Annotated in this window: 21 protein-coding genes; 7 read left to right on the top strand and 14 right to left on the bottom strand. The window is 65.7% G+C overall.

Annotation, left to right across the window (positions count from 1 at the left end; all coding sequences use genetic code 11):
• Positions 1–152: 152 nt before the first annotated feature.
• The 3 genes from VNS12_RS12660 to VNS12_RS12650 are packed head-to-tail and all read right to left on the bottom strand — an operon-like array spanning position 153 to position 1209.
• A complete protein-coding gene (locus VNS12_RS12660) occupies positions 153–704 on the bottom strand; it encodes a phage tail tape measure protein (RefSeq protein WP_325488205.1) in 552 nt (183 codons plus the stop codon).
• Entirely contained in the window at positions 701–898 is a 198-nt protein-coding gene (locus tag VNS12_RS12655) for a rcc01693 family protein (RefSeq protein ID WP_325488204.1), read from the bottom strand. Before VNS12_RS12655 ends, VNS12_RS12660 begins: the two co-directional genes overlap by 4 nt.
• Entirely contained in the window at positions 895–1209 is a 315-nt protein-coding gene (locus tag VNS12_RS12650) for a gene transfer agent family protein (RefSeq protein ID WP_325488203.1), read from the bottom strand. The genes VNS12_RS12655 and VNS12_RS12650 overlap by 4 nt, the downstream gene beginning before the upstream one ends.
• A 76-nt stretch (positions 1210–1285) precedes the next feature.
• Between VNS12_RS12650 and VNS12_RS12645 the strand changes: the two genes are divergently transcribed.
• Positions 1286–1564, top strand: a complete 279-nt coding sequence (locus VNS12_RS12645; protein WP_325488202.1) for a CopG family ribbon-helix-helix protein — start codon at positions 1286–1288, stop codon at positions 1562–1564.
• Positions 1565–1567: 3 nt separating this feature from the next.
• On the top strand, positions 1568–1849 hold the full coding sequence (locus VNS12_RS12640; protein WP_325488201.1) for a type II toxin-antitoxin system RelE/ParE family toxin: 282 nt from the start codon (positions 1568–1570) through the stop codon (positions 1847–1849).
• A 153-nt stretch (positions 1850–2002) separates the two neighbouring features.
• Here the strand turns inward: VNS12_RS12640 and VNS12_RS12635 are convergent, their stop codons facing one another.
• The 11 genes from VNS12_RS12635 to VNS12_RS12585 form a co-directional block, all read right to left on the bottom strand.
• Positions 2003–2416, bottom strand: coding sequence for a phage major tail protein, TP901-1 family (locus VNS12_RS12635; RefSeq protein WP_325488200.1), 414 nt, complete (start codon positions 2414–2416; stop codon positions 2003–2005).
• A 263-nt stretch (positions 2417–2679) separates the two neighbouring features.
• The gene (locus tag VNS12_RS12630) at positions 2680–3087 is read right to left on the bottom strand and encodes a DUF3168 domain-containing protein (RefSeq protein ID WP_325488199.1); all 408 of its coding nucleotides are present in this window, start codon (positions 3085–3087) and stop codon (positions 2680–2682) included.
• A gap of 3 nt (positions 3088–3090) precedes the next feature.
• Positions 3091–3420 carry a phage head closure protein gene (locus tag VNS12_RS12625; RefSeq protein WP_325488198.1) on the bottom strand — a complete coding sequence of 110 codons (330 nt, stop codon included), beginning with the start codon at positions 3418–3420 and terminating at the stop codon, positions 3091–3093.
• A gap of 8 nt (positions 3421–3428) precedes the next feature.
• Positions 3429–3998, bottom strand: a complete 570-nt coding sequence (locus VNS12_RS12620) for a head-tail connector protein (protein WP_325488197.1) — start codon at positions 3996–3998, stop codon at positions 3429–3431.
• 590 nt (positions 3999–4588) lie between these two features.
• Complete coding sequence (locus tag VNS12_RS12615) at positions 4589–5818, bottom strand: phage major capsid protein (protein WP_325488196.1); 1230 nt, start codon at positions 5816–5818, stop codon at positions 4589–4591.
• A 170-nt stretch (positions 5819–5988) separates the two neighbouring features.
• Positions 5989–6477 (bottom strand): HK97 family phage prohead protease, encoded by a 489-nt coding sequence (locus tag VNS12_RS12610; RefSeq protein WP_325488195.1) that lies wholly within the window; start codon positions 6475–6477, stop codon positions 5989–5991.
• Positions 6474–6641, bottom strand: coding sequence for a hypothetical protein (locus VNS12_RS12605; RefSeq protein ID WP_325488194.1), 168 nt, complete (start codon positions 6639–6641; stop codon positions 6474–6476). Before VNS12_RS12605 ends, VNS12_RS12610 begins: the two co-directional genes overlap by 4 nt.
• A 2-nt stretch (positions 6642–6643) precedes the next feature.
• A complete protein-coding gene (locus VNS12_RS12600; protein WP_325488193.1) occupies positions 6644–6829 on the bottom strand; it encodes a hypothetical protein in 186 nt (61 codons plus the stop codon).
• Between the two features lie 10 nt (positions 6830–6839).
• A complete protein-coding gene (locus VNS12_RS12595; protein WP_414693120.1) occupies positions 6840–8006 on the bottom strand; it encodes a phage portal protein in 1167 nt (388 codons plus the stop codon).
• A 140-nt stretch (positions 8007–8146) separates the two neighbouring features.
• Positions 8147–9400 (bottom strand): DNA-packaging protein, encoded by a 1254-nt coding sequence (locus VNS12_RS12590; protein WP_414693119.1) that lies wholly within the window; start codon positions 9398–9400, stop codon positions 8147–8149.
• A gap of 31 nt (positions 9401–9431) precedes the next feature.
• A complete protein-coding gene (locus VNS12_RS12585; protein ID WP_325488190.1) occupies positions 9432–9866 on the bottom strand; it encodes a hypothetical protein in 435 nt (144 codons plus the stop codon).
• 223 nt (positions 9867–10089) lie between these two features.
• Here VNS12_RS12585 and VNS12_RS12580 point away from each other — a divergent pair, with 223 nt between their 5' ends.
• From VNS12_RS12580 to VNS12_RS12560, 5 genes are all read left to right on the top strand, one after another.
• Positions 10090–11085 (top strand): peptidoglycan DD-metalloendopeptidase family protein, encoded by a 996-nt coding sequence (locus VNS12_RS12580; protein ID WP_325488189.1) that lies wholly within the window; start codon positions 10090–10092, stop codon positions 11083–11085.
• Positions 11086–11201: 116 nt separating this feature from the next.
• On the top strand, positions 11202–12680 hold the full coding sequence (locus VNS12_RS12575; RefSeq protein ID WP_325488188.1) for an alkaline phosphatase: 1479 nt from the start codon (positions 11202–11204) through the stop codon (positions 12678–12680).
• A gap of 118 nt (positions 12681–12798) precedes the next feature.
• Positions 12799–13236: a hypothetical protein gene (locus VNS12_RS12570; protein WP_325488187.1), complete on the top strand. Its 438-nt coding sequence runs from the start codon at positions 12799–12801 to the stop codon at positions 13234–13236.
• A gap of 8 nt (positions 13237–13244) precedes the next feature.
• Positions 13245–13928, top strand: coding sequence for an ABC transporter ATP-binding protein (locus VNS12_RS12565; RefSeq protein ID WP_325488186.1), 684 nt, complete (start codon positions 13245–13247; stop codon positions 13926–13928).
• Between the two features lie 1038 nt (positions 13929–14966).
• The coding region (locus VNS12_RS12560; protein ID WP_325488185.1) for an FtsX-like permease family protein at positions 14967–16202 on the top strand (1236 nt) is incomplete at its 3' end.

The following is a 16202-nucleotide window of genomic DNA, read 5'->3' as shown; positions in this document are numbered from 1 at the left end:
GTCATCCCGGACTTGATCCGGGATCCAGTAACCGGCAGAGCCGCGAGTCTTTCCTCACCCCGCCGCATATTGGATACCCGGGTCTTCGCCAGGGACGGCACGCCGGTGATGAGGCACCACAGCGCGCCTCCACTAGAACCGCCCCGCAGACTCTAACTCCCCCGTGTCCCCCGCCGTACGGCCCGCAGCAGCATGGCGTTGACCTCCGCCTCCGCCGCAACGAAGCTTCTTGCATCCGGCGCGCTCACATTGAAATTGACCGTCACCGCCTGCCCGCCACCGCCCGCCGCAACGCCCAGCCGTCCATCCGCTCCGCGCTGCAGGGGCAGGATCGCTTCCGGCCCGGCTTCCCCGGCCAGCCCCCATTGCCCCGCCATCGGGAAATAGGTGGGCGCGGCCAGCACTCCGCCCTTGGCAAAGGGCGTCACCTGTCCCAGCGCCGGATTGAGCCCTGAAAACAGGCTCTCGATCCCGCCACTCACCAGTTCACCCAGTGGCTTGAGCGCCGCCTTCAGCGCGATATCGGCAAAGGCCCGCCCGATATCGGCGAGCAATGTGCGCAACGACCGCCCCTCCATGATCGCGCCGCGCAGCGACCGGGTGAGCGTCGTCCCAACCGAAGTGCCCAGATCGCGGATGCGCTGGAGTTCGACCGCGACATCGCTCATCTCCGCTTCAAAGCGCTCGCCGAACAGCTCGGTCATCGTCCGTCTCCATCGGGAAAAAGCGTCATCAACCCATCCAGCGCGGCCCGATCGGGCGCCCCGCCGGTCCGCCCTTTGACGCCGGCATGGGCGGCGGCCAGTTCACGCGGCGTCATCGCCCAGAAGGTCTGTGGCGCAAGCCGCAACACTCCCAACCCGAACGCCATGGTGTCCGCCCAGGGAAACCGGGTCATTGCGCATCTCCAAACGTCGCCCGCAGCAGCCGCACGCAAATCTGCGCCGCGCCCTTGAGGCCCCCCTCGATCGACAGCCGGGCCAGATCGTCATCGGTGATGGCATTTCCTGCCCCGCGCAGTCCCGCCCCGATGATCGCCATCAGGTCGCGCGCCGAAATCCGCCCTTCGGCGAAGCGTTCGGCCAGCCCGTTGAGGTCGCCGGTCTGCAACCGCGCTTCCAGTTCTGCCAGCGCGCCCAGCGTCAGGCACAGCGTTTTGGTCTCGCCGCCGATCTCGGCGTCGATTTCGCCCCGTTGGGGATTGGCCATGGCGATGGCTCCTTAAATGTGTTAATTTGTGTTCGCAGTGATTGCCATGTGTTCAGATGTACACGCGGAGGCTCCCATGCCCGCCAAACGCACCACCACCCTCACCGTCCGCCTGTCAGCGCAAACCAAGGCCAAGCTCGACCGCCTGGCCTCGATCACCGAGCGCTCGAAGTCCTTCCTCGTCGCCCGCATGCTTGACGATCACATCGACCGCGAAATCGCGATTTGCGAGGGCACTTTGGACGCCATGCGGAGCATCGAACGCGGCGAAGGTGCCTCTCATGAACAGGTCACGCAGAACCTCGACCGCATAATTGCCGATGCCTATGCCAGGCACGCCCGCAAAAGTGCCTGACCAATGGGGCGCACGATCTGGTCGCCCCAATCACAGCTGCAATTGCAGTCTATTTTCAACTTCATAGCTTCGGACGATCCCCGCAGCGCTGAATCGGTAGCGCGCCGTCTGGTGGCCGCTGGCGAACGGTTGGCCGTCCTGCCAACAGGCCGCCCCGGTCGAATTGCCGGAACGTTCGAAAAGCTGGTTCGCGGCCTGCCCTATTTCATTATCTACTCAGTTCGGGGCGACGAAATTCACATCCTCCAACTCATCCACACCGCCCAGAACTTTCCCCCTCGCTAGCGCCACTCGAACCGCCGCTCGGTCGCGTTTCGCTTGCGCGGCGGTTCGGGTCCAAACCACAAAAGTGGTACCCACCTTCGCTGGAAGCACCTCCCCTCTGCTGGTCGCGCTTCCGAACCACAAAAGCGATGCCCACTTTTGCTGGAAGCACTCCTAGACCGCGCTGAACCCGATCTCGCCCGCGCTTTCCAGTGCCAATTCGAACGTCACTTCCCCCGCATGATCGCCGGAATATTCCAGCGCCACGATCTGGAACGGCCCCGACACTGTGCCGAATCCGGGCAGGATCAGTTGCCAGCCGCGGATCGTTCCGGCGAAAAACAGCGCCCGCACTTCGGCGTCCGAAGCCCGGTCCTTGAAAATCCCCGATCCCGAAACCGCCGCCCGTTTGACGCCCCCGCCCTCCAGTAATTCGCGCCACCGCCCGGCGCTCTCGGCATCGGTGGTGTCCACGCTCGCCGCGTTAAAGGCGATCTGCCGCGTCCGCAATCCCGCCACCGTCAGAAAACTGCCCGTCCCCGTCTGGTCGAGCTTGAGCAACATGTCCTTGCCACTCTGGGCTGCCATCGTGTGTTCCTTTTCAAATCTGGTTGCCCGTTAAAGCCCCGCGCCCCTGTTCCGCTCAAAGCTGGCCGGTTGCTTCCCTTTTTCCTTGAGGGCGATGGGAAAGGGGGCCGTCCGCGGCGCCCCATCATCAGCCTGTCATCCCGGCCTTGAGCCGGGATTCAGTACACGGCAGCGTCGGAGATAGAACCGCAGCTCTGCCGGATACTGGATCCCGGATCGCCGCCCGGGATGACGGAGGTGGTCGGTTACGCTCACCATCAAAGCTACTCCACCGGCTCCGAAAACACCCGCAGCTCCACTGCTGCCCGCGCCCGTCCCGTCCCCAGATCGATCGCCGTTTCCGTTCGCACATGCCTGCGATGGGTCACGACGTGCCCCACAGGAGCGAGCTCCCCTGCCACCGCCACCCGTTCGATGCGGTGCGAAATGGCCAGCGCCGCCGAGCGCGACGGTTGCGGGCTCCAACAGTGGATGGTCAACCGGTGCTCGATCCCCGGAGCCTCGTCCCCATCGCGCGGCACCGCGTCATGGCGCAAAATCGCCACGTAGGGCGGCTGCATTCCCCGTGGCGGCGCATCGAAAATCCGTCCCGCGCCGAGCAACAGTTTCAGCGGCGCGTCCTCGGTCCAGGCGGCGACCAGCGCCCCTTGCACAGCATCCAGCGCGTTCATCGTTCACCCCACCATCGCGGTTTCAACGCACAGGCACGACAGATACGCCCGGCGTCCGTTGATATCCTCGGCCTCGACCACCTCCAGTGTCCGCCCGCGATAGACGATCCGATCTCCGGCGCGCACATCCTTGCGAAACCGCAGCACCACGCCGTGGGTCGAGCTTGCGGCCCGCCCGTCGCCCTCGCGCAGCATCCGCGCCGAGCGCGGCCGCACCCGCGCCCACACGGTGGCCAGTGGCAAAAACAGGGTTTCGTGCCCACCATCGGGCAGCAGGGCCATTTCGCGCCGCTGCAATTGCACCCGGTCGCGCAGGCTGCCGATCGGCGGCACCGCGCCCCTCACAGCCGCACCCGCCGATAGGCCGAAACCATCCGGCCGATCGTCCCCGGTACCGCCCGCATCTCACCGGTGGCCAGATCGCGGTTTTCGTACCAAAAGGCGGCCAGCATCCGCACCGCCTGGCTCAGATCGGCGGGCACGTCTTCGGCCTCGCCATATCCGGCGGTGTAGTCGATCTCGATCCCCCTGCGCGCCCGCAGCACGGGCATTCCGGCAATCACAGCAGGCACGATGATCCGGGCCGGATTGGCCCTGCCGTCGAGGAGAAACTGCGCCACATCGATCTGATGGACGGTCCCACCAGCGTCATACGCCCGGATTTCACTCAGCGCGGTCACCGGCGACACCGGCAACGGCACGATCCTGTCCTCTGGCCACGCATCGAGCGTCAGCCGCCAGGTCTGATCGAGCAGCGCCCGCCCCGAAAGGCTCTCCACATGCACCCGCGCCGCCGAAATGAGTGTCTCGATCAGGCCGTCCTCGGCCTCATCCTCCACCCGCAGATGCGCTTTCATCGCCGCAAGCGAAACCGGCTCCTCGACCGCTCCGGCCAGAAGGTAAGATGTCATCTGTGCTCTCTTTTGAATGTTAGCGTTCGAAAGCGACCGGAATCGCACCCGGCCTATTCAGCGCACCCCTCACCCCCATCCCCTCTCCCTCAGGGGGAGAAGGGGGCTTTCGCTAAAAGCGAAAGATCGGATGAGGGGGTGCTCAGCGCAGCCCCTCCCACCCCCGGTCATCCCGGACCTGATCCGGGATCCAGTAACCGGCAGCGCCGCGGTTCTTCCCTAAGCGCTGAGCATACTAGATCCCGGCTCAAGGCCGGGATGACACGCTGAGGATGGAAGCGCAGGTCGATGCCACTCCGACCCTCTCCTTGCCCCAATGGAGAGGGGGCTCTTTCAGCAAGCGCTGATCTTCTCTTCCTCCTTGAGGGAGAAGGTGGGCTTTCGCTGAAAGCGAAAGGTCGGATGAGGGGTGCGCTGTGCCTCCCCGACCATCCCCGTCAAGGGAGAGTGTTCTTTTGATTTGGTATTGACCGTACCCACCCCCCAGCTCGGCACCTCCCCACCTTGCGGGGGAGGACGGGAGGGGGGCGCCGGCGGAACGCCGGCTACATGGGTATCCAGCGCTGCGACTCTATCCTCAACGCCCGCCGCTACTCCCCGAACTTGAGCAGCTTGATCGCGTCGAAATCGGCTACCCCGCCGCCCACGCGCTTGGTGGTGTAAAACAGCACATAGGGTTTGGCCGAATAGGGATCGCGCAAGACGTTCACCCCCTGCCGGTCGACGATCAGATAGCCGCGGCGGAAATCCCCGAACGCGATGGAAAAGCTGTCCACATCGATATCGGGCATGTCCTCGGCCTCAACCAGCGGAAAGCCCATCAGGCTGGCGCGCCCGTCCGGCGTTGCCGCCGGCTGCCACAGATAGCCGCCATCGGCATCCTTGAGCTTGCGCACCGCCGCCTGCGTGCGCCGGTTCATCAGCCACGAGGCGTTCTGCCGATATCCGGCCTTGAGCGCATAGACCAGATCGACCAGCACGTCCGAGGCATCCCCCGCCGCTCCGCTGGAAAATCCGCCCTCCTCGCCGGTCGCGATATAGCCCAGCTTTTCCCAGGCCCAGTTGTCCTCGGCCACCGTGTCGGCATCGAGGAAACCCGAGGGCTTGTTGACGCCGTCGCCGAGGATAAACGCCTTGGTTTCCTGCTCAGCGAAGGCCGCGTTGACCTCTTCGGCGATCCACTGGCCCACATCGACCACGGCATCGTCGAGAAACGCCTGGGTCGCGGCGGGCATGGCGTACAGCTCGGTAGTCGGAAAGCTCAGCTCGTCGATCACCTGCGCATTGGTCTGATTGCGCGCCGCCGTCTCGCCCACCCAGCCGACCTGCGGCCCCGTCACCGTGATCGGCTTTTTATACACCGAGGACGACACCTGCCGCACGCCGCAGATGGCGCGCATCGGCGAAATCCCGGTCAGCAACCGGGTGATTTCGGTTTCGGTCTGGGCCGGCACCAGATAGCCGCCATCGGGGTTGGAGCCGACCGACAGCGCCTTTTCCTCGCCGCGCTTCACATAGGCCGAAAACGCATCCTTATATTCGTCGCCCTCGACGGCCCGCCCGCCCTCCAGCGCCGGACGCGCCTTGTCCACCGCCGCCCGGTCGAGCGCCGATTTGTGCCCATCGAGTACCGCGTTGAGCTTGTCGAGCTTAGCGTCGAGCAGCGTATCGGCGCTGCCGCGCTTTTCCAGTTCGGCCAGCCGTTCATCATTTGTCGATTTGAACTCCTCGAACGCCGACATCAATTCGGCCATCACCCCGTTCAAATCCCCACCCGCCGCAACCTTGGTCTCCAGGCGCGGTTCAGCATGTTTCGTCATCGATTGTCCTTTTTCGGTTCCATTCAATCCCGGCGACCATGTCCCCACGTCACCATTGCCTGCCTGTCCTCACGTCCTCCACGCCCCACCCCGTCATCCCGGACTTGATCCGGGATCCAGTACACGCCGAGCCAACGGGCGGGCCGCCGTGCCAGACGAAAATCGCCGCCCTACCCGCGCAGCAACCGCACCGCCGCCCCCATCCTGTCAGCCAGCCGCGCGTCCCCATCGGGCACGGCCAAAATCCGCGCCGCGTCCATCATCGGAAAGGTCACGATGGAGATTTCCCACAGGTCGACCGCCCATAGCCGTCGTCCTCCGTTCTGGCCCTCGCGCGTCGCCCGCACGGCGCGAAAGCCGATCGACAGACCGTCGATCGCCCGCTGCGCGATCAGCGCCTTGAGCCCGGCCGCGCGCGGCACGCCCTCGATCAGCCGCCCGGACACTTTCAAGCCGAACCCGTCCTCGACGATCTCGTCCCAGCGCCCCACCGGCTCCTTGGGATCGTGCTGGAACAGCAACCGCACCCGGTCCGCGCCGCGCGCCGCAAGGCTCTCGCGGAACGCGCCGCGCATCACGATGTCCCCTCCGCCATCGCGCCGCCCGAACACCGAGGCGTAACCGGTGAACCGGCCGTCGGCGTCGATAGCCATCGTCATTGCGCTGCCCCCCGCTTGCCTCCGGTCACTTCGCCTTTGCCGCCGGACGACCGGGTCGGCGCCTTGGGGCTTTTGCTCAGCGTGCCCGCGAGGTTCCAGGCGAACTGCCGGAACACCTGATTGGCCTCGCCCGCTTCGGCCTTCGGTCTTTTGCTTTTCCGCATCGTCATTGATCCCTGAACAGTCGATTGAGCTGGGCGATTTCGGTCACAAACGTATTGAACCGGCGATTGGCCGCCGACAGCTCGCGCAGCAGCATCAGCACCGCCGCGCTCGCTCCGCCCGCCCACAAGAACAGCGCCACATGCGCCAGATCGCCTTTTGTCAGCACCGTCGAAATAATCTCGTCCATCTGCGTTACCTCACCGGTTCTTCCCGAACCCCAGCATTTCGCGCTTCTCGTCGTCGGTGAGGAAATCCGCGCTCCCCACCCGCTGCCAGTCCATGGCCCGGTCGGCGGCCAGCGCCTCGATCACGTCGAAATCGGGCACCAGTTCCACCCCGTCGAAGGCTGGCGACAGCCAGTGGGTCAGTGCGGCACAGACCGAGGTGACCAGCGGGATCACCGTCTGCCGCCACAGGGCCCGGCTTGCCTCAGCATAGTTGGCGTAGGTATTGTCCCCCGGAATGCCCAGCAGCATCGGCGGCACGCCGAAGGCCAGCGCAATCTCGCGCGCCGCTGCGCTTTTGGCTTCGAGGAAATCCATATCGCGCGGCGTCAGGGCAATGGATTTCCAATCGAGCCCGCCTTCGAGCACCATGGGCCGCCCGGCATTGAGCGCCCCGGTAAACCCTTGTTCCAGCTCGGTCTTGAGCCGCTGATATTGCTCTTCGCTCAAATTTCCCGCCGCCGCGTTATAGACCAGCGCCCCCGAGGGCCGCGCCGCGTTTTCCAGCAGGGCGCGGTTCCACGAGGTCGCCGCATTGTGGGTTTCAAGGCTGGCCTGCGCGGCGCTCAGCGGCGCCATGCCGTAATGATCGTCCAGCGGATCGAACAGGCTCAGATGCAGCACGCGCGGCACGGGTTCGGTGTCGAGCATCAGCCGCTGCGTCTTGCCACCGGCGGTATAGGCATAGCCGATCGGCCAGCCGTCGCGCCCGGCGATCACCGCCATCCGGTCCGGTCGCAGCCCGAAAACCCCCTTGACCGCGCCATCGACGATGGCCGCATCGAGATAGGCGTTGCCCGCCAGTTGCAGATAGATAAACACCCGTTCGAGCAGCGCCTTGCCGTCCTGGCGGCGGTTGGGGCGGGCCAGAAGGCTCAACAGCGGGTGCTCGGTGAGCACGTTTTCGCCGTCGCGCACCTCCAGCGGCACCCGCGCCGCGTTTTCCGCCACCATGCGCACGCAGCGATAGACCACCGCGTTGCGCCCGAACCCCTCTCCCGCCAGCGCCGCAAACCCTTTTCTGGGGCCCGCGCCCAGGCCCAAAGGCGAAAGCGTGAACAGCGTCTGCGCCCCCGCCATCTTGGTTTCCCCGGACGCGCGCGATTGCCCGCCCCGCAGGCGGTCAAACCACTTGGCCATCATCTCGATCCTTATCGCTTGTCCCCGCAGCGCGCCCCGCGCTAACCGCCCCGGTGCCACCGCCCCCCGGTGCCCACCGCCGCACCATTCCCATCATGCCACAACCATACCCCACCCCCGTGACGCGGGGATAAGTTGCCTCACACCCTCACCCTCGGCACGGGCCCCTCGCGCAGCAGCAGTTCCCCAACGGCCCAGACCAGCGCGTCCATGCGGTCGGGGGAGTGGCCGTCGGCCAGCCCGTCGGGGCCGAAGGCGCAGAGTTCGTCTTCGAGGTCGGCCAGCAGCCCCACATGGCTCACGCGGCCCTGCGCATAGAGCGCGGCTACCGGTTCGGCCCGTACCCATTTGCCGCGATTGGCCCGCACCGTGCGGACCGGCACCGAGGCATCCACCTGATTGAGCACCTGCGCCACCAGATCGCCGCCCTGGTTGACCTCGGCGATGATGGTGTCGGCGGCAAATTCGTGGAAGGCGGTCACCGCCACCCGCGCCCAGCCCACCGGGGTCGTCCCCTGCACCGTGCGGTCGGCCAGAACCACCGCCGTGTCGCCACAGCGGCCCGCCACCACGATGCCGCAGGCGTCCGAATTCTTGCCCCCGGTCACGGGCGGGTCCACTGCCACGATGATGCGCGAGAGCGCCGGCGGGGCCTCCATCCGCCCCTCCTCGATCTGCCGCCGGGTCCACAATGCGCCCGGCACTTCCTCGATCATCTCGCCGTCGAGTTCCTGCCGCCCCAGCGCCGTGCCGCGATAGCGCGCGACAACGGCTTCAAGAAACGCCGGGGCGAGATTGTCGCGATTGGCCCGGGTTTTCATGTGCGTAATCCTGGTCGTCGGCTCGGCCATCAGCCGCTTGAGCAGCCGGGTCGGGCGCGGCGTGGTGGTCACCAGTTGCCGCGGCCAGTCCCCCAGCCGCAGGCCGAATTGCAGCATGTCCCAGGTCGCTTCCGCCTTGGGCCATTTGGCCAGCTCATCGCACCAGGCCGCCGCAAATTGCGGCCCGCGAAACCGTTCAGGGTCGTTGGCCGGCATCAGCCAGGCCTCGACGCCATTGGGCCACACCAGCACCGCGCGGCCCACATCGAGCCGGGGCCGTTCGGAATAGGGATGCACCGAGATCACCCCCGATACCCCCTCCACCATCACCGCCCGCGCCTCGGCCATGGTTTCCCCGACCAGCGCAATGGGCGAAACCGGGCGCGGCCCCATCACGAGGTTGCGCACCCATTCCGCCCCGGCCCGCGTCTTGCCCGCCCCGCGCCCGCCCAGCATCAGCCAGGTGGTCCAGTCGCCTTTGGGCGGGCGTTGCATCTTGTGCCCCCAGATGCCCCAATAGCATTTGAAGGCCTCGGTTTCGGCGGCGGTCAGGCGCTTGGCGCGCTCGACCATGGCGGCGCGTTCAGCCGCCGTCAGCGGCGGATTATTCGTCGTCGATGACATCAAGCTGGGCGATCCGTTCAGCCAGGCGTTCGCGGATATTGAGCAGCTCGGCGTCGAGCCGCACCCGTTTGGGGGTCATCTTGTTGTCGCTGGTCTCCAGGGTCATGATCCTGTCGAGAGCCCGTGTCATGGTTTCGATCATCCGCATTTCCGTCGCGCTCATCACATCCTCGCCGGTTCGTCGTTCAAGTAGGGAAATCTGGTTGTCGATCAGCGCCATCAGGCGGTCGAGCATGTTGCGGCGCCGGGGCCGCCCGCTCTTGCTGTTGCGCCGTGTCCAATTGTCCTGCCGGCGCCGATGGTGCAGCCTGTTGAGCGTGGTGCCGTGGTTGTGCGCCACTTCGGTCAGCAGCAGATGCCCCGCCTCATAGTCGGCGCGCACCGCCTCCCAGTCCGGTTCGCCGGTCTCGGTCATCGTCACTTCCGCTCAAAAGGAGAAAAAAGGTCCGGCGAGACCGCCGTGTGCCGCAGCACCGTGGAGGGGCCGTTGCTCCGGCCACAGCAATCTCACCGTGCCACAACACTAGCCCGACAGCGTGACGCGGGGATAAGTTCGCATCAGACATCCGTGAACCACCCGGGTCGCCGGCGCGTTCACCCCGTGCACCAACCGCCTCGAAACCACCCGGAGTCCCCCCATGATCCGCCCCCTTCTCGCCCTTTTGCCCGCCCTCCCGCTCCTGGCCATCGCCCTCCCCGCCGCCGCCGATGATTCGCTGCTCGATCAGGGCCGGGCCCAGAGCGAGGCGTTCCTGGCCGGAGACATCGAATCGATCTGGGACAAGATGGATGCCGACATGCAGACAGCGCTGGGGTCGCTCCCGGAGTTTGAAGCCTTCCACGACGCGGTCACCGCCCAGCTCGGCGAAGAAGCATCGGTGCTCGATGAAACCACCGCCACCGAAGGCGATTTCGGCATTTACACCCGCACCGGCGAATGGACACAAATCGATACGCCCATCGTCCTGCAATGGGCCTTCGGCCCCCAGGGCAGCATTGCCGGGTTTGTCATCCAGTCGCAGCCGGTCGCTGCCGAGTCCGCCTGGCTCGACTATCAGACCCACGCCGATCTGCGCCTGCCGTTCGCGGGCGAATGGTTCGTCGTCTGGGGCGGGCGCGACATCGCCGACAATTATCACGCTGCCAATATCGAGCAGCGCTTCGCCTATGATTTCCTCGTCCTCGACGAAACCGGCCAGTCCCATTCCGGCGACGCCCAGACGCTGGAAAACTACTATTGCTGGGATCGTGAAATCCTCGCCCCCGCCGCGGGCGAGGTGATCGCCACCGTCCATGATCTGCCCGATCTTGCCATCGGCGATTCCGATCCGGAAAACCCCGCGGGTAATCACGTCGTTCTCGCGCTCGGGGAGGAGGAATTTGCCTTTCTCGCCCATATGCAACAGGGCTCGCTCACCGTGCAGCAGGGCGATATGGTCACGCCGGGCGACGTGCTGGGCCTGTGCGGCAATTCGGGCAACACGTCCGAGCCGCACCTGCATTTCCATCTCCAGACCACCCCCGATCTGTTCAACGGCGAAGGCCTGCCCGCCCAGTTCCAGGACTATCGCGCCGATGGACAAGACGTTACCCGCGGTGAGCCGGTGCGCGGGCAGACCGTCGCGCCCAATTGAGCCGTTTACCGCGCGCAACAGGCCTTTTGCACCGTCATTCAACGGTCACGCCGCCGTGACTTGAGCGTCATGGAAGACAAATAGCGTCCGCCTCGGTTCAACCCATGGAGGCAACCATGATCCGTCGGACGCTTACGTCTTCCCTTGCTATCGCGCTGTGCGCATCCACCGTCGTCGCCCAGGACCTGCCGCAGGCCCAAAGCGACTATTTCACTGCCGGTCAGGCCCTGATCGCCGAGCGCGTCGCGGCCGAGCCCAACACCAACACCGCCAAGAACGTCATCCTGTTCGTCGCGGACGGCATGGGCATCGGCCCCAATTATGGCATCCGCCTGTTTGCCGGCCAGCAGCAGGGCCTGCTCGGCGAGGAGTACAACCTCCCGCACGATCTGTTCCCGCATTCGGCGATCATGAAGACCTACAACATCAACGCCCAGACCCCGGATTCCGCCCCGACCGCCGGTGCGATGAACTCCGGCGTCAAGCAGGTCTTCAACACCATCAACCTCGACGACACCGCGATCTACAACGAGTGCTCGACCGAGGTTCCGCTGCGCCTGTTCTCGGAAATCGTCGCCGATGCCGGCAAGTCGGTTGGCGTCGTCTCGACCGCTTCGGTCGCCCATGCCACCCCGGCTGCCGTTTACGCCAAGACCGCCAACCGCAACTGGTTCCATGACGCTCCCGAAGGCTGCGACGATATCGCCCTTCAGCTCGTCAACCAGTTCGAAGCCGGCGTCATCGACGTTGCGCTGGGCGGCGGTATCCGCGACTTCGCCCCCGAAGGGACCGCGCTCGACAACGGCACGGGCCGCCGCCTCGACGGCCAGAACCTGCTTGAGCGTCTCGACGGCCTTGGCGTCCAATACGTCCACGATGCCGAAACCCTCGCTGCCGCCGACCGCAGCCAGCCGATCATCGGCCTGTTCGCCAATTCGGACATGAACTACCAGGAAGACCGCCCCGAGGGTGAGCCTTCGCTGCTCGACATGACCGTCACCGCCATCGAACAGCTCCAGACCAATGAAGACGGGTTCTACCTGATGGTTGAAGCCGGCCGCGTCGACCATGCCCTGCATGGTGGCAACGCGCACCGTGCCTTCACCGATGGTGTCATCTTCGCCGAAGCCATCCAGGCGGCCCTCGACATGGTCGATCTCGAAGAAACCCTGGTGATCGTCACCGCCGACCACGAGCACGTGATCAACTTCCAGGGCTATTGCGGCCGTGGCACCCCGATCACCGGTCTGTGCATGGATATCGCTTCCGGTCAGGTCGAGCACTCCGGCGAGCCTGTGCTTGCCGATGACGGCCTGCCCTACACCGTCGTCACCTTCGGCAACGGTGCCGGTTCGATCCTGATCGAGCAGGAAGACGGCACCTATTCCGGTGCGCGCCCGGCCCTGACCCAGGAAGAAGTCCTCGATCCGGACTACCTGCAGCAGGCGCTGATCCCGATGAGCTCGGAAAGCCACTCCGGCGTTGACGTTGGCCTGTGGGCCACCGGCCCCTGGGCGCACCTGTTCGGTGGTACCATGGATCAGGAAATGATCTTCCACGTCATGAACCACGCCGCTATCGCCTCGGCCCGATAAGCCCTGCGATCACATCCTGGAGAGGGCCGGTCGCCCGGCCCTCTTTTCATTGAACTGTCACACGCTTCGCCCCCGCCGCTGCTATCGTCGGCCCGCATTCAGGCAAAGGAGAGTTTCCATGAACCGCCGCGGATTTTTCGCCACTGCCACAGGCGCCGTGCTCGCTGCCCCCTTCATCGTCACCGGGGCCACCGCCGCCGAACCGCAGGTGCGGTTGCGCGAGCTCTATGAAAAAGACATGAGCTTCACCCCGTTCGCGCTCGAAAACGCCGGGAGCCGGGTCGCCATCGAGGGGTTCATGGCCCCGCCGCTCAAGGCCGATTCCAATTTCTACGTCTTGACCAATATCCCCATGGCGGTCTGCCCGTTCTGTTCGTCGGAGGCCGAATGGCCCAACGACATCCTCGCCGTCTATGCCCAGCGGGTGGTCAACGTCATTCCCTTCAACGTCAAGATCATCACCCGCGGCACGTTGGAGTTGGGCACCTATACCGATCCCGAACTGGGCTTTGTCAGCCGCGTCCGCATCATGGATGCGGTGCAGGAACGCGTCTGATCCGATCCATGGCACTTGGTCTTGAAATTACCGGGCTTGAGGTGAAGGCGCCATCGGGCCGGATGCTGCTGAGCGTTCCGGCCCTGTCGCTGGCCCCGGGCGTCTGTCTTGGCGTGCGCGGTCCTTCGGGGGCCGGCAAGTCGACGTTCCTGTTCTCCATCACCGGGCTGGCCGATCGGGCCAGCGGCACGGTGCGCTGGGGCGATACCGACATCATGGCGCTGTCCAGCGAGGCCCGCGCCCGTTTCCGCCGCCATCACATGGGCATGGTGTTTCAGGATTTCCTGCTGTTCGAGGAATTGTCCGCCGCCGCCAATGCGGCGCTGGCCGGCGCCTACAGCAGCCGCGCCCGCCAGTCCGCCATCCTGTCCCAGGCCCAATCGGGGCTTGACCGGCTCGGCATTTCCCACGGCGCCCGCACGGTCGAGAGCTTTTCAGGCGGCGAGCGCCAACGCGTCGCCATCGCGCGCGCCCTGGCCGCCGATCCGGAAATCATCCTCGCCGACGAGCCCACCGCCAGCCTCGACCGCAACACCGCCGACCGGCTGATCGAAGACCTGATCAGTCTGGTCCGCGCCGAGGGCAAGACCCTGGTGGCCGTCAGCCACGACCCGGCGGTCCATACCCGCATGGACCGGATCATCGAAATCGTCGACGGCCAGATCGTTTCCACCGAGCCCCCCAATGGCTAGCCCATCAGCCATAGCGCCGCCCCTTTCTACCCTTCCCCCCTTGAGTGAAACGCCGCGCTCCCCCACCCGCCTCCCGTCATCCCGGGAGAAGACCCGGGAGCCAGTAACCGGAAGAGTTGGCGTTCCAGCCTCACCGCCGCCGCATACCGGATCCCGGCTCCGGTCCGGGATGACACGCTGGGGATTTCTCCCCCTCAGCGCCCCCCTCATCCCCAACCCTTCTCCCACCAGGGGAGAAGGGGGCTCCCTTGACAGGCGCCGGGGTTGGTTTTGGTGCGTGGCAGAAGATGGCAGGCGCTCCCCCAAGCGCCCCTTCTCCCCTGGTGGGAGAAGGTGCCCCAAAGGGGCGGATGAGGGGGGCCCGTTTGGTGGGCCCCCACCCTCACTTTCCCTTCTCCCCTTGAGTGAAACGCCGCGCTCCCCCATCCGCCTTCCGTCATCCCGGGCGAAGACCCGGGATCCAGTAACCGGCAGAGTTGGCGTTCCACCCTCACCGCCGCCGCATATAGGATCCCGGCTCAAGGCCGGGATGACACGCTGGGGTTTTCTCCCCCTCAGCGCACCCCTCGCCCCCGGCCCCTCTCCCTCAAGGGGAGAGGGGGGCTCCCATAGCTGCGCCCGTGCCTCCTGCCGAACCGCCGCCCCATCTGCCCTTCTCCCCCTGAGGGAGAAGGTGGGCTTTCGCGCAGCGAAAAGTCGGATGAGGGGTGCGCCGAGACTGCCCGGCCACCGGCGGTTCACATCGAACCTCAGCACCCCCCTCATCCCCAACCCTTCTCCCACCAGGGGAGAAGGGGGCTCCCATGGCAGGTGCCGGGGTTGGTTTTGGTGCGTTGCAGAAGATGGCAGGCGCTCCCCCACCCGCCTCCCGTCATCCCGGGCGAAGACCCGGGATCCAGTAACCGGAAGAGTTGGCGTTCCAGCCTCACCGCCGCCGCCTACCGTCATCCCGGCTCCGGTCCAAGATGTCACGCTGGGGATTTCTCCCCCTCAGCCCCCTACCCCACCCAAAAACCCGATAGCCTGGCAGATGCACCCATGAACCCCCTTGCTCCCCTCTACCGCGCCATTGAATGGATGCCGGTTCTGGCCCAGGACATCACCATTCTGGTGGTCCTTCTACTGCCCGCCCTTGTCGTGGGCGCCCTGGTGCTGGTCGGCTATCGCCCGTTCGGGCTGGCCCGCGCCATGCTGTGGCGCTTTCGCTGGACCAATGTGCTGTTCGTGGCCCTCATTGCCATTTCGGTGGGGATCGGAGTGGGGCTCATCGCCCAGGAGCGCGGCTTACGGCAGGGGACGGCCCGTGCCGCCGATCCGTTCGATCTGGTCATCGCCGCGCCGGGCAGTGAAATCACCATGATGTTCGCCGCCGTTTATCTCCAGCCCTCCGACGTGCCCCTGCTCTCGGGTCAAATCTACGACGAAGTGGCCAACGCCCCCGATGTTTCCCTCGCCGCGCCCATCGCCTATGGCGACAGCTACCAGAGCTATCCGATCGTCGGCTCCACCGCCCAGTTCGTGACCCACCTGTCGGACGCCCTCGCCGAAGGCGAAATGTTTGCCGCCCATACCGATGCCATCATCGGCTCCCGCGTCGAGCTGGCGCTCGGCGACAGGTTTTCTCCCGCCCATGGGGTAGGCGATGCCGCCGAAGACGATGCCCACGCCCATGTTGACTACACTGTCGCCGGCCGCATGCAGCCCACCGGCAGCCCGTGGGACCGCGCCATCATCGTTCCGGTCGAAGCCGTCTGGGAAATCCACGGCCTCGCCAATGGCCACGCCCCCGAAAACGTCGATCAGCTCGGCCCGCCCTTCGATCCGGATTATTTCCCCGGCACCCCGGCGATCCTGGTGTCCGCCGAACAGCTTTATGTCAACTATGCCCTGCGCGCCCGGTTCACCACGTCCGAAACCATGGCGTTTTTTCCCGGCGCGGTCCTGGCCAGCCTCTATTCGCTGATGGGGGATGTCCGCCAGTTGATGAGCATTCTGGCCGTGGTTACACAAATCCTGGTCACCGCCGGGGTGCTGGCCGGGCTGGTCATCCTCACGCGCCTGTTCGCCCGCCGCCTGGCCCTGCTGCGCGCCCTCGGCGCCCCCAACCGCTTCGTTTTCGCGGTGGTATGGTCCTATGCCGCCACCCTTATCTTCGCCGGCGCGGGGGCGGGGGTCGTGGTCGGCTATGGAGCGGCTGCGCTGATTTCGCGGGTGGTGACCGAACGCACTGACATTCTCGTCAACGCCACGCTGGGCTGGCCGGAGTTCCATCTG

It is taken from the genome of Pelagibacterium sp., assembly GCF_035555455.1.
Lineage (GTDB): Bacteria > Pseudomonadota > Alphaproteobacteria > Rhizobiales > Devosiaceae > Pelagibacterium.
The sequence above is the reverse complement of the archived record's forward strand: the minus strand, read 5'-3'. Positions and strand labels throughout refer to the sequence as shown.